A 26461-nucleotide genomic window follows, 5' to 3' on the forward strand; every position below is an offset into this window, starting at 1 on the left:
ATTGGTAGGGGTGAAGGATGAAGAAGTTCGGTTTTTTGGTACTGTTATTTGTCTTTGGGTTCGTTTTCCCGGGCTATAGTCATGCAGCAGCAGACACGAAAATTATCCTAGACGGGAATGAGATCGTGCAGCCTTCGGATGCGAGAGCGGATAACATCAATGGTAAGGTGATGGTGCCGATTCGTACGGTTTCCGAAAGTTTGGGATATTCCGTCGATTGGAAACAACAGTCGCAAACGGTGACGATTAGCAAAGACAACACTGCCATGCAGATGATTGTTGGACAGAAGACGGCAACAGTGAACGGCAGTAACGTAGACCTGGATGCCCCGCCCCTCGTGAAAAATGGTACGACCTTAGTACCACTCCGTTTCATCGGAGAGCAAATGGGTCTTAAGGTGGGTTGGAACAACACCACGAAGACGGTAACATTAGTTACCCAGAATGCAGGTTCCGGAAACGGGACAACCACTCCTCCGAACTCTGGTAACGCTGGTGGAGGATCGGATCAAGAAGGCCTTGTACAGGTAAACGGTATCAGTTTCAGTGACAACCGTTTTATGGTGGCTACAAGTGGAAGCACAAAGCCAAATGTCTTCACAATGACCGGACCGGATCGAATTGTAATTGACTTGCCGAACACCGCATTTGCTGATTCGTTCAGCCAAGGTCAGGCATTGGACAGCAATCAAAATGGTCAGCTTGTTGTTAGCGGTTATCCGGACGTGTCTCAAATTCGTTATTCCTTATATAGCAACAGTCCTTCTACCATTAGGTTTGTGATTGATCTGACGGGCGCCAAAGGATACAGTGTACAGAATGATTCAGGACTACTCATCGTTGATCTGAATAATCAAAGTGGCACACCTGCTCCGCCAGTTGGAGGGGATGGCAAGAAGATTGTTGTCATTGATGCAGGGCATGGAGATCAAGATCCTGGAGCGATTGGTGTTACAGGCAAAAGAGAAAAAGATTTCAATCTTGCGATGGCTTTGAAAGTGGAGGCAATTCTGAAAAAAGAGCCAAAGATTGATGTGGTATTAACACGTAGCGATGATACATTTCTCGCATTGAAAGAACGTGTGAAGGTTGCACAGAAAATAAATGCGGATATCTTCATCTCTATTCATGCGAACAGCGGCCCTGTCGCGGCAACGGGGGTAGAAACTTATTATTCCCGTTCGGTCAGCAAGGAATTGGCTAATATTTTGCACAAGTATCTCGTGAAATCTTCCGGTTTGAAAGACCGGGGCGTAAAAATGGCCAGCCTCCATGTCACGCGTGAAACAACAATGCCCGCGGTGCTGTTAGAGGGAGGATTCCTTAGCAACAAGAGTGATGAATCTGTATTGTTCACGGAAAATTTCCAGAACAATGTAGCCAAAGGTATTGTTGCTGGGATCAAGGAGTATTTGGGAATTCAATAAGGGACAACCCTTATGCTGAGGAGGCGGAGTTAGAATGAACAAAAAAATATGGATCGCTGCTTTGCTGGTAACGGTTATGGCTGTAGCTGCTGGATGTGGTAGTAAACCGACAGCTGCTCCAAACCAGACACAAGGTGCGGGATCAGAGACACAAACAGGGAACGGCGCAACAGAGGTGGAGGGTCAGGTAATTACCGATCCTACGACTGCTGGTTCCGAGGATAACACGACACCATCTAACTCTGCGAACGGAAGCTCGGAGGGAACAACGTCTTCTGGTGGAGCTTCTTCTGGTGAAGCTTCTTCTGGTGAAGCTTCTACGGACAAACCTTCAACATCCGATAGCAAAGAGAAGAAGTCCATCGAAGTGTTTTATACCGATCCGGAGGAGCTGGAACTTCACAAAGCATCAGCCGAAATTACGTTTGCATCGGAAGATGGCAAATATAAAGAGGCTTTTGCTTCCTTGCAGCAAAGCAAAGATGAAAAGCTCGTTCCGCTGTGGTCCAAAGATATTGAGCTGAAATCAGTTCAATTCAAGGATGGAGCACTCACACTGGATATTCACATGCCGGATACGGCACGTCTTGGTGCTGGTGGTGAATCATTTGCCATTGATGCGTTGAAACAAACGTTTTTCCAGTTTGATGAAGTAAAATCACTTGATCTGCTTGTAGATGGTAAATCAACTGAAAGCTTGATGGGACATGTGGATCTTGAACATCCAATGACAAGATCCAACTAAGCTGTGCTTCAAGTGTGTTACCGTGGACTCACGGATTGAGGTCGTTTTTATATGAGAGAGGGGAATCATAGGTGACTTTTAAATATAACCATCCATCACACTCTAAAAAAGTAGTATCAGCCGTGCTTGCAGGCATGATGGCCCTTAGCGCGGGTGGAGCTGCTATGGCAGCAGACACAACAGAAACGGGGCAGGGCCAAAATGCGGCAGTACAGAGCACGGCTGCACCAACAGGTTTGTTTAGTGATATCAAGGCTGGATACTGGGCTGAGAAACATGTATACAAGCTGGCGTATCAAGGCATTCTTCTCGGCAATAACGGCCTGTTTCGTCCAGGGGACGCGGTAACGCAACAAGAAGCGATAACGATGGCCATTCGTTTTATGAATATGGAATCGCAGTTGAATACGAGCACGGCTGCGGCATTACCGACAAATATGGAAGTGGGAAACTACTTTAAGCCATATGTTGCGCTTGCACTTCAATTGGGACTCGTGGATAAAACGGAAGAAGCATCAGCAGATGTGTCCAAAACAACATGGGGGCAAAAGCCGGCAACTCGTGAATGGACTACCAAACTGTTAATCCGCTCGTTGAAAAAAGATGCTGAAGCGAAGGCACAGAATAATCAGTCCACAGGTTTTGCTGACAACGCAAATATTTCAGACAGTGCGAAAGGGTACGTAAATCTGGCTGTTAGTTTGGATCTGGCCAAAGGTTTGGAAAACAACAAGTTCAATCCGACAGGTTCCGTAACTCGTGCACAGCTTGCAACATTTTTTAGCCGTGGTGAATCGTTGACGGATACGAAGTATCCGAATACTTCTACGGGTTATGTTACCGGATTGAAAGACGGGCAGATCACGCTGGTTGTTGATGGCAAAGCGGTTAACTACGCAGTGAACAGCAGTACCTCTTACTTTACCAAAGATAGTGAAACCCGTGCATCAGCATCGGATGTGAAACTATATACGAAAGTTCTTATTGTTGGTTCGGCAGGTGGAGCTTCCTATGTGGAGGTTGTTGATGCCAAACCACAAGTGGAGAGCATTGAAGGAACATTTGCGCGTGCATTGTCAGGGAACAAAATCGGCCTTTTCGTAGGCGAAAACTATGAAACATATGCTTACGATGAAAACACCGCGTTCATGGATCAGAACGGAAAAGCAATTAAACTGTCCGATATTACAGCAGACAGCATCATTGAAGTACAGCGTGAGACCTTCTCGGCTGACAAAAAAACAGTGGTGATCCGGGTGAAATCCGGTATCGTTAACAAGAGTGACAGCGGTGTAGTTTCGGAAGTAGTTACTTCTGGAAAAACAATCAAGCTCGTGAATGCTGCGGGGGCAACAGAGCAGTATACGTATACAGATAATCTAATTATTCGTTATCAAAACCGCATTTTGTCTCTGGCTGATTTGAAGGCAGGCAGCGCTGTGAAATACACTGTCAAAGACAGTGTTCTGCAGACAATTGAGTTGAATCAGGGCGTTGAACAATCCGTTCGTGGAACGTTAGTTGAGATCGGCGGCAACCAGTCCACATTGACGTATAAACGTGATGGAGGTTCACTTGAAGCAAAATTGCTGAGCGAGAAGCCGGAAGTGATCATTAATGGCATTCAAGATGCAACGCTGAATGACCTGATTACAGATGCGAACAATGGGGACAAGGTTGAATTAACATTAAACAGTGATGACCAGGTAACGCGCATTCAGGTGATTGGCCGGCAAATGGAGCCTCTGAATGGGGCTACAGTTGTATCCTATAACAGCAAAACCAAAGTGCTCACCGTGCTGGATGCCAATAAAAAACCTTACGTATTTACACTAGATGAAAAAACAAAAATGGACTATAACACAGTCAAACCGACACTGGCAGGTCTGGAGTCCTTGTTGAATGACGGACGCAAGCTGGATCTGACTTATGTGGGAACTCGTGCATTGTCTGTGAAGGTAATTTACAAATACGAAGGCACCGTTAGCGGTATTGATACAACAAACCGAAAAATCAGCTTGTTATCTGGCAACCAGACGATTACTGTGCCTTATACGACAGCACCAGCGGTTGAAATGTATAACAAATCAACGGCTAGTCTGTCTGATTTGAAGGTAGGGGACAATGTTGCGATTACCCTTGGAACAAATCAGGATGTAGCGCAGAAGATTGCATTGAAAACAGTCGCTCAATTCGAAGTGGTCTCTATAGAATCGAATGGTCGTGTTCGGGTGAAATCAGATCTGCTGACAAGTCAGTTTTACGTGGATCAAGCGGTATTGACTGGCGAAAGCGGTCAATCCATTACACCTTCCCAGTTGACTACAGGCAATTTGATTAACGTAACGTTTGAAGGAGCTACACCAAAGGCGGTTCAAGTCGTTAAACGTACGCTGGCTGAGGTGACTGCAGTGGATGCAACTTCGGTTACGCTCAAACAGTTTAATGGAACAACCGATAAAGTATCTGTGAGTGGCCCTGTTAAAGTTGTGAAATCCGGTTCGACATTAACATCTTTGAGTAACCTTACGGTTGGTGATCGTGTGGAGATGACTAAAGATACAGATAATTCCACGCGTTTCAGAGTGTTTACTGTCATGAGCAAACAGTTCTGGTCTTATGATGGAGTGGGCAACCAGATTTTGGTTAAACGCGAAACGACATCGGACATGAACTACCGTTTTGCACTGGGCTCCAACGTATTTGTTCACCAGGGTGACAACACTTTAAGCGTGCAATCTCTCAGAGATAATGATAATATTGTATTGTATCTCCTAAACAATGTCGTGATGGAGATTCAAAAACAGTAATCGTTTCTTTTCGAGGATCAAAAGAATGACCGTCTTGATACGGGATCTTTCCCGCATCAAGACGTTTTTTTTGCAAGCTTTTTGGATCCCCGCCAAGCTACTTGGCTGAAGCTTGAAGTAAGGCTCTACAGTGTGGAGCAGACTTGTGGGAGGTAGCTCTTCATGAATGCAGCGACGGTAAGACATATACTCGAAACCATGGAAGCCATGTTTCCTGATGCACATTGCGAATTAAATCACAGCAATGCATTTGAACTAACGGTAGCGGTCCTTTTATCTGCGCAGTGCACAGACGAAACGGTGAACAAGGTCACTGCAGATTTGTTTCAAAAGTACAAAAGCCCTGCCGATTATCTGGCGGTTCCTCTGGAAGAGCTGGAGCAGGATATCCGGCGAATCGGATTGTACCGAAACAAGGCCAAGCATATCCAGAACATGTGCCGAATTTTAATAGAGCAGTATGGCGGCGATGTACCGCAGGAACATGATCAGCTTGTCACTCTGCCGGGTGTCGGACGTAAAACCGCGAATGTTGTCGTTTCAAATGCGTTTGGAGTGCCGGCTATCGCGGTAGATACTCATGTTGAACGTGTGTCGAAGAGACTGGGACTCGCCGGTTGGGATGACTCCGTACTTGAAGTCGAGAAGAAACTGATGAAGCGCGTACCTCGGGATGAGTGGACTATAACTCATCACCGGTTTATATTTTTTGGACGCTACCATTGCAAGGCCCAAACTCCCCAATGTCATATCTGTCCGCTCTTAGACATATGCAGGGAAGGGAAAAAACGTATGAAAACGTCCCAGATCAGGAAAGATAAGGAACGTGTCACCACCCGAAAACGAAAATTAAATTCATAAGCAGAAAAGGATGAATAACGATGAAATGCATTTCCGTGTACACTGACAATTTTGAAGCCTTCTCCGATATTTTTGAACAAATCGTTGAACAGGAAATGGCGGAGAATGAGGAAAAAGAAGTTGAAGGCATTACTGTAAGTCACTCTGGTGACGTGCCTGAGCATTATCTAGAGCGTATGTCTACAAAGCCTGAAGTTGTGGTAATGAGAGACAAAGGCCGTGGTATTACCATTTTGCAACATGGTCAAGTGTTTGAAATTCTGTTGCCTACAATGGAAAACGCAGTATCTTAAGTTTTCGTTAACCCATAATCAAGAAGCTGGCTTTATGAACATTGCGCAGAAGCGATGGTAAGCGTGAGCTGTTTGGCATGTTATTGAGCCAGCTTCTTGATGATAAATATCCCGAGATTATGCGGGAGTTCAAAGCATGACCTGAATAAAACCGACATGTTCGGTTTTATTTTTTTATAGATACATAGTGGATTTGACTTAACGGATAATGGACACGGGAACGTAGAGATCAGAATAATGAGTTGATTCAAAGGCGGTTTTGACATGATCACGAGGCAAATCATCTCGATTTGAACTTATATTGATCTGGAATCCATCTACATGCAGATTCGAGTGAAATCGTTCAAATTCAAAGATGATAATGTTAAACTATATGGAGATAAAATCAGAGATTGACATCGAAACAGATGTCAAATTAGAGGAGCCAGGAGGAAGGCCAGTCATGTCCAGAACAGATTATCCAGCAGAAATGGCCACGCCTTTGTTACCGCTGCGTGAAGCAATGAAGCAGTCAGGGGACCATACCGCTGTAGAAGCATTAACAGATTTAATTAGCAAGGCAGAAACGAAACATCTGACGATTGCGTTCTGTGGGCATTTCTCGGCAGGCAAGTCGAGTTTGATCAACAGCTTGTGTGGCAAGCGAGTACTGCCATCTAGTCCTGTGCCAACCAGTGCGAATGTCGTCGCGATCCGCAATGGCAAACCGAGAGCGCGTATTTATACGTCACCTAACGTAAGCGCTGACAATAAAGCAGGAACGCTGGAGGTTTCACCCGAGGAACTGGAGGCCTATTGTAAAAATGGTGGGGCATACAGCTCCATTGAAGTATGGGATAACATTCCGTTGTTGCAAGATGACGCCGTCCTGCTGGATACGCCAGGTGTGGATTCCACAGATCGCGGCCATAGTCTGGCCACGCATTCGGCTCTGCATCTGGCCGATGTCGTGTTCTATGTGATGGACTATAATCATGTTCAGTCGGAAACGAATCTTTCTTTTGCCAAAAGTTTGTCTGATTGGGGCAAGCCGCTGTTTCTGATTGTGAATCAGATTGACAAACATCGGGAGCGGGAGCTTTCTTTTGATCAATATGTGGATGGGGTAGAGGCGATTTTTGCTGCATGGGAAGTCCGTTATGACGGGCTGTTATTCACTTCTTTGCGTGACCAGCAGCATCGATATAATCAGTGGAGTCAACTACCGGAACTGATTACAGAGCTGATGACCAAGAAAGAAGAGCTGATTTCTCACAGTTTAGCCAGTTCAGCCAGACATATCACGGAGCAACATCTGAGACGGGAAGCAGGAAAGAGAGAAGATGAGGAAACTGCACTCCTTGAAGAAGTAGGAGGACAAGAAGGTATTGAACGTTTGGATCGTGAACTTGCCCTACTGGATGAACAAGCTGCAGAGCTTCGAGCCAAGCCTTCGCAAGTCCGTGAAAAATTCAGGGCAGAGGTGGATTCTTTGCTTGCTAACGCAAACCTTACCCCGGCGGATATCCGCACTTCGGCTGGCTATTATTTGGAGAGCCGCAAGCCGGGATTCCGGGTAGGTCTGCTCTTTTCAGGAGGCAAAACGGAACAGGAGAAACAGCGCCGGGCTTCGGAACTGGTGAGACTGCTTCAGGATCAGACCTCCAGCCAAGTGGAGGTTCATATTCGGACGATGCTCAGACAGCTGGGGGAAGCTAATCAGGTCTGGGATGCCGCGTGGGAGCAGGCGCTTAACACAGAGTTGCCTGCAATTAATGAAGAATTGCTTGAACTAAAACGAAGTGCGAGTGCAGAGCTGTCTCCTGAGTATGTGCTGCAATTCAGCAAAGATGTCCGGGGCGAGATTGAGACCCGGTACCGTAAGTCGGCCATGCTGCTGGCCGACCGCATCCTGGAAGCGCTGGTTGCGCAGGGCGAAGCCGCGCTCCAGGCGCTGGACGCCAGCCGCGCAGCGCTGCTGGCGCAATCCGCGGCGGCGGCGCGCTACACGGCGCTCCAGCGCGCCGCCGCCGAAGAGGCAGCAGGGCTGCGCAGCCTGCTGCCTCCTGCGGGCCCCCTCCCCTCCGGGCTATTGCCGGAGGTGAAGGGCCCGCACGTGCCCGCGCCTGAACCGGGCGAAGCTCCCGGTTCGCAGGCGGGCATGTCCGCGTCTGTGGCGGCGCAGCCACAGACGGAGGCCCCTGCGCCGCCGCGCAGAGCAGCGGCGCAGGGCGCACCGGCGACGGCTGGCGCGGAACGCCGCCGGCGCCTGGACGCAGCAGCGGCACGGCTGGAAGCCGCTGCTGCGCTGGTGGAGCCGTACCCCGCCATGGGGTCGGCGGTACGGGATTTGCGTGCACGCGCGGCTTCGCTTGCGGGCGGCACGTTCACACTCGCGCTGTTCGGTGCGTTCAGCGCGGGCAAATCCTCCTTCGCCAACGCATTGCTGGGCGAAGCAGTCCTCCCTGTATCGCCGCATCCAACGACAGCGGCGATCAACCGTATTATGGCTCCCGCCGGCGGCATGGAGCATGGTACAGCCCGGGTCCGCATGAAGACCCGGGAAGCCTTCCAGGAAGACCTTGCTTACTCCTTCCGTCTGCTTGGTCTTGGAGAGCCGGGTACGGAATGGCAAAAGCGGGTGAAGTCACTCACGCCTTCGGATGTACATCCAGCAGGGCGTCCGCATTATAGCTTCTTACAGGCCGCTGCAGCTGGCTGGGAGGAAACAGCCGATCAGCTTGGGCAAGATGTGCTGGTGGACTTGAATGGATATCGCCATTTTGTAGCCAATGAGAAGAAATCTTGTTTTGTAGATTCTATTGATCTATATTACAGCTGCGACGTGACTGAACAGGGCATAGTGCTCGTGGATACGCCTGGAGCAGATTCAGTTAATGCCCGACATACAGGCGTAACGTTTAATTATATGAAAAATGCCGATGCCTTAATTTTTGTCACCTATTATAATCACGCCTTCTCCCAGGGAGACCGGCAGTTCCTGAGTCAACTTGGGCGAGTGAAAGACAGCTCCGCGATGGATCAGATGTTCTTTGTCGTCAATGCGAGTGATCTGTCTTCCTCGGAAGAAGAATTGGAACAGGTACTCGATCATGTGGGTACAGAACTGCGGAAAAACGGGATCCGTTCCCCACGTCTTTTCCCGGTATCCAGCATGCTTGCGATGGAAGGTAAAATGGATGGGAACGATGATCGATTGCAGCAATCGGGCTTTATCCGTTTCGAAGAAGAGTTTAATCAATTTGCAGGCAAGGAACTGGCTGATCTGGCAGTGGGCGGAGCCTCGGAAGAGATGGCACGTGTCGTTCAGCGGTTGAAGCAACGCGCAGAGGATGCGGCGCAGGGGGAAGAAACACTGCGTCAGCGGCGAGATGAACTGGGCACGATCTCAGAGCAGTCACGCCAGCGGATTGAGCGATTGGCACAGCGATCAATGAAGGATGAACTGTCGCAGGAAACGAATGAATTGCTTTTCCATGTCAGACAGCGTTTAGCCTTCCGCTTAGGTCAGTTTATGGCAGAGGCGTTCCATCCTTCCGTATTACGTGAAGATCAGGGCAACTTGAAAACGGCTTTCGCGGCTTGCGGTCGGGAACTGTTGCGTATGATCGGCATTGAGCTTGAGCAGGAATTACTCGCGACAACACTGCGATTGGAACAGACAGGTCATGCCTGGGTTGGCAAGCAAGTAACTGAATGTATTAATGAAGTGAAACAGTTGACAGGCGGCATTGACTTGTCCCTGACCCTGGAGGAAAAGTGGAGTACACCTGTGCTGGAGGAAATCCGGCTTGAAGAACCGTCGGGCTGGAAAAACTACTGGAGTTACTTCCGGAATCCGAAGCAGTTTTTTGAAGGAGATGGACGTCAGCGCCTTCAGGAGGCACTGGAACCAGTGCTCAAACAGATGATGATTGAAGTGCTTCCGGCCTCAGAACAAAAGCTGGTGCAATTTTATGATACACAGGTTCATCAATCTGTACAGCATCACTCTCGTCAGCTCACCGAAAGGCTGGAAGAAGCCGTTACGGGTATACAAGATTCCCTTGCAAGCGGAATCCAGGCTGAGCAATGGGTGGCTTTGTCCAAACAGCTTGAACAATTACAGGAATAGATGGTCATAGTAGTAGCATCACCGTGTGAAACTTCTGACAAGGGATGCGCTATACTGTCACAAGGCTGGTTGATCACATTTGCAAATATTTTGGAAACGTTTGTAAAATAATTGATTTCTTCCACAATCCATTGAAAATATTTCAAAAAAACGTCAGAAAGGCTCCCGCCACAAAAGGTATATAGGGAGCCTTTTTTTGGTATGAACAACCTGAAATAAAGAGAATATTCAAACATTTGATTGAAAGTCGGCTATTGGCATCCGTTAATGCGATAATAAGCTGAAAGTCGCCTGAATATGGTCTATTATTCGCTTTGCCGCGAATGAGGGACGGTGATAAACTTCATAAATGTTCATATCATTTCAAGCAACATTAGAGGAGGAGACACATGGATGTTCTCAGGCAACTGCAAACCTATTTTTGGGAGAAGCGAACGTATTTATTGGTATCGATCTTGTTTCTCGCCTTAGCGACCGCACTTGGATTAGTCTATCCGAACCTGCTTCGAATTTTGATCGATGACGTTATTGTGCCGCGCAATTTTGAAGACGTTCCCATGCTTGCCCTGACGGTGTTAGGTGTTGTTATTTTGAAAGCAGGCATGCAATTTTTACACGGTTTCTTTGGCGGACGTCTAGGTAATTATTTGGCGTACCGGCTACGTAATGCCTGTTATGAAAAACTTCAATTTTTATCCTTCCGTTATTATGATACGGCCAAAACAGGTGATCTGATGTCCCGCCTCACGGGAGATTTGGAGGCCATCCGTAACTTTATCGGATTTGGTTTCGCCCAGATTCTTAACATGGTTCTAATGGTCGTATTCGGCGCAATTATGATGATGACGATGAGCTGGAAGTTAACGCTGCTGACACTCGTCTGCATTCCTCTGCTTGCCTTCGTTGCGCTGCGATTCGAATCCAGAATTCATCCCGCATTTCAGGAAATGCGATTGGCTTTAAGCTCGCTGACTACAGCGGTGCAAGAAAACATTACAGGTGTACGAACGGTTAAATCGTTTGCACGTGAGCCTTATGAAGTGGAGAAGTTCTCCACACGAAATGAACGCTACAAAACGAATCAGATTCATGCTGCTACGTTGTGGAGCCGCTATTTTCCCATTATGGAGATTCTGGCTTCGGTGAGTGTTGTACTGCTGCTTGTGATTGGTGGAAGAATGGTTATTCAGCAAACGCTGACCTTGGGTCAACTTGTTGCCTTCTTCAGTTTGATCTGGTACATAATTGGTCCGATGTGGGGCCTCGGCTTCCATATTAACAACTATACTCAGTCCAAAGCTTCAGGTGAACGGGTGCTTGAGTTGCTGAACACCCCTGTGGATGTGCAAGAGACCGAAGACCCAGTTATTGTGGAGACAGATCAGGTGAAAGGTCATGTGACTTTTGAATCGGTAACATTTGCTTATGGTAACAAAATGCCTGCTGTAACCGATATTAATTTTGATGCTCCGCCTGGTTCTGTAATCGGTTTCCTGGGAGGAACAGGTTCAGGGAAATCAACGATTATCCAGCTTCTGATGCGTGCCTATAACGTTAACTCCGGTTCGATCAAGCTCGATGGCAGGAATATTAAAGATATGGGCATTCGCAGCTTGCGGAGTCAGATTGCTTCCGTGTTCCAGGAGACATTCCTGTTTTCCTCCAGCATACGTAACAACATCTCGTACGGCTTGAAAAATGTGACGATGGAAGAGATTATCCGCGCCGCCAAGCTGGCCAAGGCTCATGATTTTATCATGGAGTTTCCCGAAGGATATGATACGGTCGTTGGTGAACGCGGTATGGGACTTTCTGGAGGACAAAAGCAGCGCATCGCTATTGCGCGAGCTTTGCTAAAAAATCCGAAAATTCTTGTGCTTGATGATGCCACAAGTGCCGTGGATATGGAAACCGAACATGAGATTCAGTCCGGATTCCAGGAGGTTATGCGCGGTAGAACGACATTTATCATTGCCCACCGGATCTCTTCGCTGCGACATGCAGATGAGATTCTGGTGTTGGACGAAGGACGCGTGGTACAGCGGGGCAAACATACGGAGCTTATTCAAGTGCCTGGACCGTACCAGGATGTCTATAACATTCAATATGCAGACTACATTGCCCGCGGAAAGCGGGAGGCTGGGGAGCAGGTGAACTCATGAGTGCCGAAACGATAACAGATAGGCGAGAGGTTAAGGAACCCTCGAATAAAAAAATGAATGAACGATTTGTCTATCAGGACGATGAAGTCATTGAAAAACCGTTTAACTGGCAAGAATTTGGACGATTGTTTGCTTACATGAAGCCTTATGCGAGGCAACTCCTGCCGTTTGTGATTCTGATGATGATTCTCGGAACGATTACGAAATTAGCCGTACCTTTTCTAATCAGTCTTGCAATCGATAGAGCTATCGCACCACAGAGCGGAGTACCTAGCATGACACTGCTGTACATTATAGCAGGTTCAATCTTGTTATTGTATCTCATCCAGTGGGCAGCTAACACGTATCGAATTAAACTGACGAATATTATTGGGCAGCGGGTGATTTACGATCTTCGCTCAGACTTGTTCAAACATATTCAGAAGCTGTCGTTTAACTTTTTTGACAAAAGACCGGCAGGTTCTGTGCTTGTACGTGTAACGAATGATATCAACTCTTTACAGGATCTGTTCACGAATGGTGCGGTCAACGTGATGATCGACTGCGTGCAGCTGCTTGGTATCATCGTCATTCTCCTGCTAATTAACTGGAAACTAGGTCTTGCTGTAATCATTACGGTGCCGATTATGTTCATTATATCTACGAAATTGCGGGTGTTGATTCGCCGCGCGTGGCAGGACGTGCGTATGAAGAACTCTCGGATTAACTCTCACTTGAATGAATCCATTCAAGGAATCCGGGTTACACAGGCGTACACTCAAGAAAAAGAAAATATGAAATACTTCGACAACATGAATATGTCCAGCAAAAAGTCCTGGGACAAAGCATCAGCGATGAACCAGGGATTTGGTCCTCTAATTGAGATTACAGGTGGTTTCGGGACGTTAATTCTGTTCTGGTACGGCGCACATCTCATTCAAAATGAAATGTTAACCGTAGGTTTGCTCGTCGCTTTCGCTAACTATGTCGGTAACTTCTGGGACCCGATTAACCGTCTGGGACAGATGTACAATCAGTTGCTGGTTGCAATGGCATCCTCTGAGCGGATCTTTGAGTTCATGGATGAGAAGCCGAATATCGCCGATAAACCTGGTGCAAAGCCGCTTCCTTCTATTAAAGGGGATATCGTATTTGATAATGTCGTATTTGAGTACGAAAAAGGAAGACAGGCGCTGAAAGGCATCAGCTTCTCGGCGGCGGCCGGGCAATCGATTGCGCTTGTCGGTCATACAGGCTCCGGTAAAAGCACCATTATCAATCTGATCAGCCGTTTCTATGACATCACGGGAGGGCGCCTGACCATCGATGGACATGACGTACGTGATGTTACGGTGGAAAGCTTGCGCAGTCAGATCAGCATTGTGCTGCAGGATACATTTATTTTCTCGGGCACCATCCGGGATAATATCCGTTTTGGGCGTCTGGATGCGACGAACGAAGAAGTGGAAGAAGCGGCGAAAGCCGTTAACGCGCACGAGTTCATCATGAAGCTTCCGGGTGGATATGATACCGAAGTGGAAGAGAGAGGTAATGTGTTGTCGATGGGACAACGGCAATTGTTATCTTTTGCCCGGGCATTGCTCGCTGATCCGCGCATCTTGATTCTGGATGAAGCTACAGCCAGCATTGATACGGAAACGGAGTTGAAAATTCAGGAAGCTCTCAAAGTACTGTTACAGGGGCGAACGTCCTTTATGGTGGCTCACCGTCTTTCCACCATTCGTAATGCAGATCACATTATTGTACTGGATCATGGGGAGATTAAGGAAGAGGGCAACCATGAACAGCTTATCCAGAAACAAGGAGTCTACAATGGTCTGATTGAAGCACAGTATCGGTTTTTGTAACAATCATAACGAGTAACTTAGATTTACAGACACTTCAGCTTATTTTGTTCTTGGTGACTTTTCATCAGACGGTCCTGATGAAAGCAAGCACTGAGGCAAAGTGCTGAAGTGTTTTTTTATGCGAATTGTGGGGCATTCACAGATAAATCTATTTTCAAGATGAATTTGTTGTCCGAAAATGAATAGCGAAATTATGTTATATTTTAAATGATTAAATGAAGCACAATAGAGATTTCTGGAGGAAAAATATGCAGATGAAAGCTACCGATGAGGCTAATCTATATACATCTTTTGATCAGCTGCATCTGCTGCATTTCAAGTTAATTGAATTGGAGTCAGCAGTTACTAGTAAATCAGAATCAACCTGGCGTCTCGGAAAACACTTTCTGGATCGTTATCTGTTACTGTTCATTACGAATGGTGAAGGATGGCTTACTGTGGACGGTCAGTTTATTGAACTCAGAAGCGGATCAATATATCTAGGCCTGCCGGGACAACTGATTGAAGCAGAGCTTCGGGGGAGAGAAGAAGCTGGACTCTATCAGATCAGATTCAACGTTTTTTGCGACGAACAGTCAAACTCAAACGTGGAATCCGCTTTGGACATGATGAAGCAAATGTGTACGCAGATGAATGGTCGTGCGGTCCCATGCAGCTCACCAGTCGCTATGAGTTTGTTATGTCAGGAAATCGAGCAACTGATTCGTGAGGGAAACGGGCTGCAGCATTATTTGGGTCAGATTCGTTTTCAGGAGCTGCTGCATAGGCTGTTTAATGATATGGTTCATGTACAGTCCCACCAACCCGCATTGCCAATTGAACAGGTTAGACATCATATCGAACAGCACTATATGAAGAAAATAACGATAGAGGATTTGGCTGAAGTTGCACGGATGAGTTCTCGTCATTTCATGCGGTTGTTTAAGAAAATGTATGGTTGTAGCGCAATGGATTATTTGGCAATATACCGGATCAAACAGGCTCAGATCATGATGAGGAATGATCATAGTCCAAGGCTAAAGGAAATTGCATCTTGTGTAGGGTTTCAGGACGAGATGTACTTTCGCCGAAAATTCAAGCAAATCACAGGTCTCCCGCCAGCAGCTTTTATACAAAATAGCAAGCAGCGTATTGCAACGGTTCACTCGCTTGGCATTGGAACATTACTGGCTCTCCAGATTATTCCTGCCGCTGCTCAAGCGAGTCATCCTTGGACAGCCTATTACAGACGAAAATATGAAACAGATAAAGTCATACCTTTGGTCGATGATGAGGGTGGCTGTTTGCAGCAATTAGAAGAGATTCGTCCTGATTATATTGTCGCTGTTCGGGAAGAAATGTCTGAGAGCATGATGCAACATTTAAGTTCAATTGCACCTGTTTGTGTGTTAACGCAATCGGAAGGGGATTGGCGGGACCATCTGAGAACGGTAGCTCAATTTATGAATCGGTTTGAGGCGGCTGAGGTGTGGATCGAAAGATATGAACAAAAGGCTGCCGTGATCAGATCACAGTTATCGAAGCAGGTGCGTCAAGACAGGCTAATCGTGCTTCGTGTACATGGCCCAGAAATACAGGTCATGAGTCCCCAAACCATCGCTTCGGTGTTCTATAACGATATGCAGCTGATGGCGCCAGAGGGGATGGAGAATATTTGGCATAAGCCTCATTTCAATATCAGTGATCTAGCGAAGTTAACCATAGATAGGGCATTGCTTATTGTGAGTGAAGATGACGAATCAAGACAGACGTGGGCAAAAATTCAACAGTCAGAGGTATGGATGGAGACAAAGGCGGCGCAAAATGACGGCATTGATACGTTGATCCCAAGTGTTCTGCTGGATTATACGGCCTTTACCCATGAATTGATGCTGGATGAAGTATTAAAGCTGTGGCGACATCGTCCATAATATAAAGTCTGGATCGTCAATATCCTAGAATGCCGTTATTTTATATACTACTCCTATATCTAATTGATAATGATAATTATTATTGATTGGTGCTTATCATATCTTTTCATATATAGGAGGTACATAAGAAGTGAAGTCAAAATTGTGGGTGATTACAGGTGTCATGTTAATGGTGTTATTACTGGGTGCATGTGGGCAGGCTGCTGGGCCAGACACTTCTGCTTCTGGAGAGAGCGAAAAAAGCTCATCCAGCACCGCATCGAATACAAAAAATGATAATGGTGAAGTCAAAGTCGTTCAGACCGAGATGGGCGAAATCACGATTCCCAAGTCCCCTAAACGTGTGGTCGGATTATCTGTTGTATACCCAGAGCTGTTATATTCACTCGGTATTGTCCCGGTAGCTGTTCAAAATTATCATGAGGACTTCCCTAAATATTTGCAGGAGCCTTTTAAAAATACGATGAAGATGGGGATTGCGAAAACGCCCAATTTTGAAGCGATCCTGGAGGCGAATCCGGACCTGATCATAGCACCTGCATGGTGGTCGAAAAAGGATTATGATCAGCTTTCAAGTATTGCACCGACAGTGCTTCTGCCAGAGCGTGAAGAATGGCCTGAAGAACTACAGGATATCGCTGCGGTTTTTGGCAATGAAACAGAAGCCAAACAGGTTTTGGAAGAGCTCAAGCAACATGAAAAAGAAGGAGCAGACAAGCTGCACAGCCTCATCGGTGATGAAACGGTTTTATATGTACGAGTGATGGAGAAAGAGATTATTTTGAATGGTCCAAATCTTTCTCGGGGTGCTTTTGTCCACAAGCGGTTGGGTTTAAAACCTGTAAGTAATTTTCCAAAAGATGAAACCGGACTGTCCATTTCGATGGAAGTCTTGCCAGAATACGATGCAGATCATCTGATTATCCAGCTTGATGATGAGGAAAATCCGGAAATCCAGAAGAAATATAATGACATGATGAGTACATCCATCTGGAAAAACCTGAAGGCCGTTAAAAACAATCATGTATATCTCGTAGGCGGCAAAGAGTGGTTCAATCTTGGAATGGCACCGATGTCAGATAATTATGCAATCGATGATCTTGTTGCTGCTTTTGAAGAGAAGAACAAATAAACATCTGGAAATGACTTTCGAGACCGTATGATTAATATGAGCGGTGAACATTAGATTAGGAAGTGTTTAATCATGCATAATCAGGATATTTTTGATGTAACGATTATCGGCGGCGGGCCAGCAGGAATGTATGCGGCTTTTTATGCGGGCATGCGCGAAATGAAAGTGAAGCTGATTGAAGGAAAGGATCAGTTAGGCGGTTTTTTACACACGTATTCTGATAAAACGATATGGGATGTTGGCGGACTGCCACCAATGAAATGTGCCAAGCTGATCGACTGGCTTGTTCAGCAAGCGGGTACTTTCGAACCGAATCTGGTGCTCGGCCAGAGTGTTGATGCATTAACCCGGCAGGACGATGGAGTAATTGGACTACACACGCTTACGGGTGAAGTGCATTATACGAGGAGTGTTATTGTTGCCATTGGCCGGGGCATTGCCGAGGTGCAGAAGCTAGAACTGGACAGTGCACATCACTATGAACGGAGTAATCTGCATTATACGGTACAGAATCTGAATTATTTTGCAGGTAAAAAGGTATTGATCTCTGGCGGTGGCAATAGCGCCGTGGATTGGGCTCTTGAACTTGCGGACTTGGCTGACAGGGTAAGCGTAGTTCATAGACAGGATGCTTTCCGTGCAATGGAGCACAATGTGAAACAGATGAAAAGCAGGGTGAAGGTATTCACACCCTTTAAGATTGATCGCTTGTATGGCAATGGGGAACGTATAAACCAAGTTGCCATATCCAATTTGGAAACAGGGGAAGACATAGACTTGGAAGTAGATGAGATCATCATAAGCCATGGTTATTCGAGTCAAGCAAGCAATCTTGCTCGCTGCGGTTTGGTTATGGAGGAAGGTATGATTGCCATGAACCAACTGGGTGAAACCAATGTACCTGGTATTTTTACAGCAGGAGACTGCGCGATACGGGAAGGCAAAGTGCGTTTGATTGCGGGCGCTTTTAATGATGCGATTGTTGCGGTCAACAGTGCCAAAACATATATTGAACCAACGGCAGCTGGAATGGCCTACGTTTCGTCCCATAATGAACTGTTTAAGGAGAAAAATCGTGATTTGGAGAAAAGTGACTCGTTAAATGGAAAAATGAAATAACAGGGAAACTTAGGTTGTAAGCTTCTTTAATTTTTATATCCTTAAAAATGGGAGGAATGGAAAGAGTATCGAATCCGAGAATGTAATTTGTAAAATTTGATCGAAAAAACACAAAAAATCTTGTAAAATTCACAAGAAAAATAGGGAGTACTCTTGCAATCTTTAACCAAAACCCCGAAAATAGAGAGACAGATATAGAAGATTTCTCTTTGGGAGGATTGGAAAGAACATGTGGGGTGCTCCTTTTTCGGCTCAAGCCAAAAAAATGCTGCTGCTAGGCAGCGGAGAATTGGGTAAAGAGGTCGTGATTGAGGCTGCACGTCTCGGTGTGGAAACGATCGCTGTTGATCGTTATGAGAACGCACCGGCCATGCAAGTCGCACATCGATCTTACTGCATCGACATGTTAGATGGCGAGGCATTGAAACAATTGATCCGTAAGGAACAACCGCATTACATCGTACCTGAGATTGAAGCCATTGCTACTGAGGCATTGCTGGAACTTGAGGAAGAAGGCTTTTGTGTCGTGCCAACGGCTCGCGCCGCTCGTTTGACTATGGATCGCGAAGGCATTCGTCGTCTGGCGGCCGAACAATTGAATCTCCCTACAGCCGCTTATCTCTTTGCGGATAGTTTAGAACAGTTGCAAGAGGCTGTTCGAGAACTAGGTACACCTTGTGTTATCAAACCATTAATGAGTTCATCTGGTAAAGGCCAGAGTGTATGCCATGTACCAGAAGACGCAGCAAACTGTTGGGACATTGCTCTTTCGGGAGCGAGAGGCAAATCTGTTCGCGTTATCGTGGAAAGCTTTGTGAAGTTTGAGAGTGAAATTACGTTACTCACCGTCAGATCGGCATCAGGCACTGTATTTTGTCCGCCGATTGGTCACATTCAGAAAGATGGGGATTATGTCGAATCATGGCAACCTCATGCGATGACATCGGAGCAATGGAAGCAAGCATGTCACATCGCAAAGACGGTTACGGATGAGCTCGGCGGGTACGGCCTTTTTGGCGTTGAACTCTTTCTCACGGCTGATGGAGTGGTGTTCAGTGAAATATCACCACGTCCACATGATACAGGTATGGTTACGATGGTTACACAGGATAATTCAGAGTTCGCGCTTCATGTGCGTGCTATTCTTGGATTTCCCGTCACAGAAGTACATTTGCTGACACCAGGAGCCTCAGCCACGCTGAAGGCCGAAGTCGAAACATCTGATTTCACCATAGGTGGAATTGAAGATGCACTTGCATTACCTCGTACTCAGGTTCGTGTGTTTGGCAAACCTGAAACGAAACAAGGACGCCGAATGGCTGTAGCCCTTAGTGCTGGAACAGATGTGGAAGAAGCTCGTAAAACAGCGGTTCAAGCCGCAAATATGCTGAAAGTGGAGGTAAATCATGTCCAATAATGTGGAGGCCCCTGTACTGATGATCCGAGAGTGTGAACTGCGAGATGCTGAAGCGGTGACAGGATTGATGCGAGAGGTCAGCTATCCGACCACAACCAATGTAATGAAAGAACGCATTGAAGGTTTGGAAAGCAATCCGAACGCGTGCATGCTCGTTGCCGAAGTGGATGAACAGATTATTGGTGTGATTGGATTGCAATGTGTTCAAAGTCATGCCTATCCGGAACCTGCTGCCCAGATTACTTCCTTAATCGTAGGTCAGGAGCATCGCGGTAGCGGAATCGCCCGCCGTCTAATGGCTCGTGCTGAAGACTGGGGCAAAAAGCAAGGTGGTAAGCAATTGTTTGTCACTGGGGCGAATCGTGAAGTTACTTCAACCGCGTATTCCTTCTATGAGCACATTGGCTTCCAGAAAAAAGGCTATCGTTTCAGTAAAGTTCTTTTATAATAGATGAAACGGCATTCAGCAAGTTTGAGCTTGACTGAGTGCCTTTTTTATATGGTGTGCACATCATTATTATTATTATTATTATTGAAAAGACCGACAAGGAGCACCGGTATGTGCGACTTATAAGGCCCGGATACAGCCTACATATATAAACTGTCCAAGGTTGCTTTGAAACAATCAATGATGACAAAAAAGTCATATTTCCAGTATTTACGGGTTCACAATCTCCTGATGAATTGATATACTGCTAAAGTAAACATTACAAATTTGTAATAACTAATTCTAAGGAGATGAATGAATTTGAAGAAGAACTGGATGAAAAAAGTTGTGACAGGCAGTCTGACAGCTGCACTCGCCGTAGGGATTATGCTTCCCGCCTCCGCGTCTGCTGCAGATTCAACATATAAAGCAACGACGGTTACAGCGTATAAAGTGGTTAATGCGGATAGCTTGAAAGCTTATATTGAGCAATGGCTGAAGCAAAACGGTTACAAAGTCTCTGACGGTCAAACGGCTGAGCAACCAATAACACAGCCTGTAACCAAGCCTGAACAACCAGCAACGAAACCTGAGCAACCAAGCACCCCTGCTAAGCCAGTACAAGAAGAGAAACCGGCTACGACCACACCTGCTAAAGATCCTTCAAGCACAGGTAATAATGGCGGCACTCAAAGCACACAATCCGATTTTGCTACACAAGTAGTAAAACTGGTGAACGCAGAACGTGCTAAGGCAGGTCTGGGTGCACTGGCATCCGACGCACTTTTGGACAAGGTCGCTGTAGCTAAAGTTAAAGATATGAGCAACAACAATTATTTTGATCATCAGTCCCCAACGTACGGTTCTCCGTTTGATATGATGAAACAATTCGGGGTAACTTACAGTTACGCTGGTGAAAATATCGCCAAAGGTCAAAAAACACCTCAGGAAGTTGTAACAGCCTGGATGAACAGCGCGGGTCACCGTGCAAACATCCTGAGCAAAAACTTTACGCATATCGGTGTAGGCTACTATAACGGATATTGGGCTCAAGAGTTTATCGGTAAATAAGAGTTAGAAATGAATAATATATAATATTTTATTCAAAAAAAGTCATATGTGCACATGGCCGAAAAGCTGTGTGTGCTGTGGCTTTTTTCCATTTTTTGAGTTGTGAAAATCGCTGATTTCTGAATATAGCGGCAAAATTTGCAAATTAACGACAGAAGACTTATGTTATTTAGAATAAGCAATATCTTGATGTGAAAGCCATTATAAATTATTTGTATCTGACTGGAGATGTGATGGATGAAAAAGAACAAAAATCTTGATTCAGCACCTTGGATCTGGAGAAGTGTAAGCACGATATCCATTGTAGCAACACTGCTGCTGATATTCGGATTTGCTTACGCCATAAAAGATGTTATTTTTCCGCAAGGGGATTCAACGTTAAATGAGGGACAGAAGGCTGCCACTCCAGCTCAAGATGCTCAAAATAGCGGTAATAAAGCGGTTGTAGAAGACGGAAAAATCCGAATGGCTGTTATTGGCGATTCCCTTGCAAGAGGCACGGGGGATGATGAAGGACTTGGATTTGTTAGACGGGCGGCTAATCTGCTCAAAGATGAGGGTAAAGATGTACAGGTACTTAACAATCTGGGAGTAAACGGTCTCCGAACAGATGCCCTTTTAAAAAAGCTGGATGAACAAGGGGTTCAATATGTTTTACAGCAGTCCAACTTTATTTTGCTCTCCATCGGTGCGAATGACCTGTTTCAAGGTGGACAGGTTCTTCAAGGTGAAGACCCGCCAACAGCTGAGAAACTGGCTGCAGCCTTGCCAGAAACATCCAAACGACTACAGGAAATTTTGAAAAAAGTAAAAGAAATCAATCCGAATGCCCAGATTGCCTACATCGGATTATATAATCCGTTTGGTAATGTGAAGGAACTGGAGAAGCCGGGCAACGCTGTTGTTGCGGCCTGGAATGATGCGGCGATGTCTATTTTGAACAATGAAGATAACATGACACTTGTGCCAACCTTTGATCTGTTTGAGAATCATTTGGACGAGTATCTTTCATCTGACCACTTCCATCCGAATGGACAAGGTTATCAGCAGATGGCCGTTCGCATAGCGCAGGAATATCATGGGAATAAGCCGGCAGAAGGGAGCGCGAAATAAATGGCAGAGAAGCAGTATGATTCCGTCTTGTCCGTACAACACTTGAAGAAAAAGATTGGACGAAAATGGATTATTAAAGATGTCACTTTTGATGTCAAACCTGGTGAAATTTTCGGTTTTTTGGGACCGAATGGTGCAGGGAAAACAACAACGATTCGTATGCTGGTTGATCTGATTAAACCTACAGAAGGAAAAATTTCGGTCTGTGGTTACGATGTGAATCGTGATCCCGAACGAGCGCTCAAATATGTTGGTTCCATTGTGGAAAATCCTGAGGTATATACATATTTGACCGGATGGGAGAACTTGGAGCACTTTGCCCGGATGCAGCCAGGCGTTGATCATGACCGTATTCAGGAAGTGGTCAATATTGTGCGTTTGGATCAACGTATTCATGATAAGGTTAGGACGTATTCACTTGGTATGCGGCAGCGGCTAGGGATTGCCCAGGCTTTACTTGGAAGACCACGGTTGCTGATTCTGGATGAACCAACGAATGGACTTGACCCCAAAGGGATTAAGGAGTTGCGTGAATTTATCAAGCAGCTTGCCAGTGAGGGAATGGCAGTGTTTGTCAGCAGTCACTTGTTAAGTGAAATTCAGCTGCTCTGTGATCGGGTAGCCATAATCAGTGCCGGGCGTGTGCTCGCAGTTGGTGGTGTGAATGAACTGATCGAAGACCATTCCAAGGTGGCGATATGGCATCTTACGCCTTTTGATGCAGGCCGTCAGATGTTACTCGATAAGGGGATTACGCTGGTTAGCCGCCCCGGTGATGTCATGGATGACACCATTGTTGCAGGGCTTGGTGTGAATGCTGTTGTTGCTGAGATGCATGAAGAGCGGATACCGGAGCTGGTACAGCAGATGGTTGAGGCAGGCATTCAGGTTGAGGGCGTGCAACGGATTCAGCCTACACTTGAACAACTATTCTTAAAAATGACAGAAGGTGAATCCATTGAATAATATCATGCCGCTTATTCGTAATGAGACCATTAAAATGGTCAAGAAGAAACGCCTTTATATTATTTTTATCGTTCTGGCTATCCTTGTACCGATGTTCACGTATGCACAGATGAAATCGGCTCAGAATAATCAAGACAAGTTCGGTGGGGACTGGAGACTTGAATTACAACAGGCGATAACGGATAATCAGAACTCGCTAGGCAGTGATCGGGTTCCCGAGGAATACAAAAAGTACAGAACCGTCTATATCCAGCAGATGCAATACTATCTGGAAAATAACATTAATCCCAAAGAACCAGGCGGTGTGACGTTTACAAGGGAGTTTATGAACAATGCTGTCGGATTGTTTATCCCGCTCTTGATTATGGCGATTGCTTCAGATCTGGTTTCAGGAGAGAGGACGACAGGCACGATCAAAATGTTGCTGACTCGCCCCGTTAGACGGTGGAAAGTGCTTCTTAGCAAACTGATCACATTGATCATGTTTGTCTCGATCATCGTCGTTTCTGCTTATGTGATCTGTTATGTTATATCTGGAGCCGTTTTTGGCTACAAAGGTTTCGGTATGCCTGTATTCACTGGATTTAAAGTTGTCGGCACTGAAGTGGATATGTCTGCTGTTCATGCGGTTAGCCAGTGGCAGTACATGTTGATGCAAGCAGGTTTGATCTGGTTTGTGAGTATCATCGTGGCAATGCTGGCCTTTATGGTATCGGTTCTTGTTCGCAGTACAGCGGCAAGTATCGTAATTATGATGGCTGCGCTGATTGCGGGAACGATTCTAACCAACATGGCGGCCTCGTGGGAAACGGCGAAGTATTTGTTTATGGTCAACCTGGAACTGCCTGATTATTTGTCCGGCGGATTGCCACCAATTGAAGGCATGAATCTCGGATTTTCCCTTATTGTGCTTAGTGTTTGGGGGATTGCATCACTCATTGTATCATTCCTTGTCTTTACGAAACGGGATATCTTGAATTAAAATGGACAAGGATAAGAAAACATCTGTTTGCATTTCAGGCATTTTGTAGTTTCAAGTTAAGAAGGGGGAGCATGAATGGTCGAGCAAATCGATATGTCGGCAGGTTCGACAGGCGGAGGACAGGGCGCCTCGGGCTACGACGCGGACGACATTCAAGTACTTGAAGGACTGGTAGCGGTTCGGAAAAGGCCGGGGATGTACATCGGCAGCACCAGTACTTCAGGTCTACATCATTTGGTATGGGAGATCGTAGACAACGCTGTCGATGAGCACCTAGCCAAATTCTGCTCCAAAATCGATATCACGCTGCATAAGGACGGTTCTATTACGGTTCAGGATAACGGAAGGGGAATTCCGACTGGCATACATAAAACAGGGATTCCCACTCCCCAGGTCGTGTTTACGATTTTGCACGCAGGCGGTAAGTTCGGTGGATCAGGGTATAAAAAGTCAGGTGGTCTGCACGGTGTAGGGGCTTCGGTCACCAACGCATTGTCAGAGTGGCTTGAAGTCGAAATTTTCCGGGATGGCAAGATTCATCGTCAACGTTTCGAATATTGGCAGGACAAAAAAGGCATCGAACATGTAGGGGAACCCGTAACCGGTCTTGAAGTATTGGGTAATACCAATCGCACAGGCACCAAAGTTACGTTTAAACCGGATATTCGCGTTTTTCAGAATGGAATTCAGTTGAATTATGATACGCTGGCTGAACGCCTTCAGGAGATTGCTTTCCTGAACTCGGGTCTGAAAATTGTGCTGAAGGACGAACGTTCAGGCAACCAGGATGAATTCATGTACGAGGGCGGCGCGAGCCAGTTTGTGGAGTTCTTGAACGAAAATAAAGATGTGCTGCATGACGTTATTCACTTCTATGCGGATAAGGACGATATCGAGGTAGAAGTGGCAATCCAGTATAACGCAGGATATACAGAAACACTTGCTTCCTTTGTCAATTCAATCCCGACACGTGGTGGGGGAACGCATGAGACCGGATTCAGAGCAGCCTACACCCGTGTAATGAACGACTATGCTCGGCGTACCAGCATGATCAAGGAAAAAGATAAAAATCTGGAAGGCAATGATCTCCGTGAAGGCATGATGGCCGTAATTAGCGTCAAAATGTCCGAAGTTGAATTTGTCGGTCAGACCAAAGATCAGCTCGGAAGTGCTACTGCTCGAAGTGCAGTTGATTCGGTAGTTTCCGAAAATATTCAACGTTTTCTGGAAGAGAACCCGCAGGTTGCACAGACCTTGATTCGCAAAGCTGTGCAAGCGTCCAAGGCGAGAGAAGCTGCGCGGAAAGCCCGTGACGAGATGCGTACAGGGAAAAAGCGTAGTGAAAGTTCTAATTTGAATGGCAAGCTCACGCCAGCGCAATCAAAGGATTTTACACGCAATGAATTGTTTATCGTGGAAGGTGATTCTGCAGGCGGTTCAGCCAAGCAAGGACGGGATTCTAAAATACAGGCGATTCTGCCGTTAAAGGGAAAACCGTTGAATCCGGAAAAATCCAAGCTGGCGGATATTCTGAAAAATGAAGAGTATCGTGCAATTACAGCAGCAATAGGCGCAGGAATCGGAACGGAGTTTGCCGTAGAGGACAGCAATTATTCCAAAATCATCATCATGACGGATGCAGATACGGATGGAGCACATATTCAGGTGCTGTTACTTACGTTCTTTTACCGTTACATGAAACCATTAATTGATGCAGGGAAAGTATATATTGCGCAGCCGCCTTTATATAAACTCACTCGTAAATCCGGCAAGATGGCAACGGTAAGATATGCCTGGACGGATGAAGAACTTGCGAATTATATGAAAGAGTTCGGAAATAATGTCGAGTTACAGCGTTATAAAGGACTTGGTGAGATGAACCCGGATCAACTGTGGGAAACAACGATGAACCCGGAGACACGCGCTATGCTAAAAGTAGAGATTGTGGATGCAGCCAAAGCAGAGCGTCGTGTATCTACACTGATGGGTGACAAAGTAGATCCGCGCAAACGCTGGATTGTAGAGAATGTCGACTTTACAGAGTACGAAGAATAGAAGGTGCTTG

At 46.1% G+C, this 26461-nt stretch carries 18 protein-coding genes; all 18 read left to right on the top strand.

What is annotated here, in order from left to right; all coding sequences use genetic code 11:
- Positions 1–17 precede the first annotated feature (17 nt).
- The 18 genes from EC604_RS21330 (at position 18) to parE (ending at position 26451) form a co-directional block, all read left to right on the top strand.
- On the top strand, positions 18–1427 hold the full coding sequence (locus EC604_RS21330) for an N-acetylmuramoyl-L-alanine amidase family protein (RefSeq protein ID WP_123066074.1): 1410 nt from the start codon (positions 18–20) through the stop codon (positions 1425–1427).
- Positions 1428–1461: 34 nt separating this feature from the next.
- Positions 1462–2172, top strand: coding sequence for a GerMN domain-containing protein (locus EC604_RS21335; RefSeq protein ID WP_123066075.1), 711 nt, complete (start codon positions 1462–1464; stop codon positions 2170–2172).
- Between the two features lie 71 nt (positions 2173–2243).
- Positions 2244–4982, top strand: a complete 2739-nt coding sequence (locus EC604_RS21340; protein ID WP_123066076.1) for an S-layer homology domain-containing protein — start codon at positions 2244–2246, stop codon at positions 4980–4982.
- A 162-nt stretch (positions 4983–5144) separates the two neighbouring features.
- Entirely contained in the window at positions 5145–5843 is a 699-nt protein-coding gene (gene nth / locus EC604_RS21345) for an endonuclease III (protein ID WP_123066077.1), read from the top strand.
- Between the two features lie 20 nt (positions 5844–5863).
- A complete protein-coding gene (locus EC604_RS21350; RefSeq protein ID WP_090917088.1) occupies positions 5864–6136 on the top strand; it encodes an NAD/NADP transhydrogenase alpha subunit in 273 nt (90 codons plus the stop codon).
- 442 nt (positions 6137–6578) lie between these two features.
- A complete protein-coding gene (locus EC604_RS21355; protein WP_123066078.1) occupies positions 6579–10250 on the top strand; it encodes a dynamin family protein in 3672 nt (1223 codons plus the stop codon).
- 389 nt (positions 10251–10639) lie between these two features.
- Entirely contained in the window at positions 10640–12412 is a 1773-nt protein-coding gene (locus EC604_RS21360) for an ABC transporter ATP-binding protein (RefSeq protein WP_090917085.1), read from the top strand.
- A complete protein-coding gene (locus EC604_RS21365; RefSeq protein WP_123066079.1) occupies positions 12409–14259 on the top strand; it encodes an ABC transporter ATP-binding protein in 1851 nt (616 codons plus the stop codon). Before EC604_RS21360 ends, EC604_RS21365 begins: the two co-directional genes overlap by 4 nt.
- 248 nt (positions 14260–14507) lie before the next feature.
- Positions 14508–16169: an AraC family transcriptional regulator gene (locus EC604_RS21370; RefSeq protein ID WP_161557003.1), complete on the top strand. Its 1662-nt coding sequence runs from the start codon at positions 14508–14510 to the stop codon at positions 16167–16169.
- A gap of 130 nt (positions 16170–16299) precedes the next feature.
- On the top strand, positions 16300–17301 hold the full coding sequence (locus tag EC604_RS21375) for an ABC transporter substrate-binding protein (RefSeq protein WP_240037073.1): 1002 nt from the start codon (positions 16300–16302) through the stop codon (positions 17299–17301).
- Positions 17302–17373: 72 nt separating this feature from the next.
- A complete protein-coding gene (locus tag EC604_RS21380) occupies positions 17374–18420 on the top strand; it encodes an NAD(P)/FAD-dependent oxidoreductase (protein WP_123066081.1) in 1047 nt (348 codons plus the stop codon).
- A gap of 229 nt (positions 18421–18649) precedes the next feature.
- Positions 18650–19837 carry a formate-dependent phosphoribosylglycinamide formyltransferase gene (gene purT, locus EC604_RS21385; RefSeq protein ID WP_123066082.1) on the top strand — a complete coding sequence of 396 codons (1188 nt, stop codon included), beginning with the start codon at positions 18650–18652 and terminating at the stop codon, positions 19835–19837.
- A complete protein-coding gene (locus EC604_RS21390) occupies positions 19827–20285 on the top strand; it encodes a GNAT family N-acetyltransferase (protein WP_123066083.1) in 459 nt (152 codons plus the stop codon). The genes purT and EC604_RS21390 overlap by 11 nt, the downstream gene beginning before the upstream one ends.
- 294 nt (positions 20286–20579) lie before the next feature.
- Positions 20580–21335, top strand: a complete 756-nt coding sequence (locus EC604_RS21395) for a CAP domain-containing protein (protein WP_123066084.1) — start codon at positions 20580–20582, stop codon at positions 21333–21335.
- A 237-nt stretch (positions 21336–21572) separates the two neighbouring features.
- Complete coding sequence (locus EC604_RS21400) at positions 21573–22448, top strand: GDSL-type esterase/lipase family protein (RefSeq protein WP_123066085.1); 876 nt, start codon at positions 21573–21575, stop codon at positions 22446–22448.
- Entirely contained in the window at positions 22449–23414 is a 966-nt protein-coding gene (locus tag EC604_RS21405; RefSeq protein WP_123066086.1) for an ABC transporter ATP-binding protein, read from the top strand.
- Positions 23407–24396, top strand: a complete 990-nt coding sequence (locus EC604_RS21410) for an ABC transporter permease (RefSeq protein WP_123066087.1) — start codon at positions 23407–23409, stop codon at positions 24394–24396. The genes EC604_RS21405 and EC604_RS21410 overlap by 8 nt, the downstream gene beginning before the upstream one ends.
- Before the next feature lie 75 nt (positions 24397–24471).
- The gene (parE, locus tag EC604_RS21415; protein WP_123066088.1) at positions 24472–26451 is read left to right on the top strand and encodes a DNA topoisomerase IV subunit B; all 1980 of its coding nucleotides are present in this window, start codon (positions 24472–24474) and stop codon (positions 26449–26451) included.
- Positions 26452–26461 lie beyond the last annotated feature (10 nt).

It is taken from the genome of Paenibacillus amylolyticus (assembly GCF_003719335.1).
GTDB lineage: Bacteria > Bacillota > Bacilli > Paenibacillales > Paenibacillaceae > Paenibacillus > Paenibacillus amylolyticus_D.